Source organism: Actinoplanes awajinensis subsp. mycoplanecinus (assembly GCF_001509495.1).
Classification (GTDB): Bacteria; Actinomycetota; Actinomycetes; order Mycobacteriales; family Micromonosporaceae; genus Actinoplanes; species Actinoplanes palleronii.
In genome coordinates this window covers 1-586 of sequence record NZ_LLZH01000140.1, presented here as the reverse complement: position 1 = coordinate 586, position 586 = coordinate 1, and the positions used below count along the sequence as shown (strand labels likewise).

General features: G+C 70.5%; 1 protein-coding gene. It reads left to right on the top strand.

Annotated features, from left to right (window positions below; all coding sequences use genetic code 11):
- Positions 1-4 precede the first annotated feature (4 nt).
- Positions 5-586: acyltransferase domain-containing protein (locus tag ADL15_RS17615; protein ID WP_338025544.1), on the top strand; the 582-nt coding region annotated here is incomplete at its 3' end.

The following is a 586-nucleotide window of genomic DNA, read 5'->3' as shown; positions in this document are numbered from 1 at the left end:
GGCGCTGCTGGACCTGCCGAAGGAGCCGCAGGTGGAGCAGACCGGCTGGGCCCAGCCGGCGATCTTCGCCCTCGAGGTGGCGCTGCTTGCCTTGGTGCGCTCGTGGGGCATCCACCCCGACGTGGTCGCGGGCCATTCGATCGGTGAGATCGCGGCGGCCTATGCGGCCGGGGTGCTGACCCTGGCCGACGCTGCCACCCTGGTCTCCGCGCGGGGCCGTCTGATGCAGGCGCTTCCCACTGGCGGAGCGATGCTGGCGGTGCAGGCGTCCGAGGACGAGGTCCGGGCCGTGTTCCCGGAGATCGACATCGCGGCGGTCAATGGGCCGAACGCGGTCGTGGTCTCGGGGATTGAAGCGGAGATTTCTCCCGTGGAAGCCCATGGTTGGAAGACGACCCGGCTGCGGACCAGTCATGCGTTCCACTCGCGGCTGATGGAGCCGATGCTCGACGACTTCCGGTCCGTGGTGTCGTCGCTGACGTTCGCTGAGCCGCGCCTGACCGTGGTCTCGACCGTGGAGGCGGGCGGCGACTGGACCGACCCGGAGTACTGGGTGCGGCAGGTCCGCGAGCCGGTGCGGTTCGCC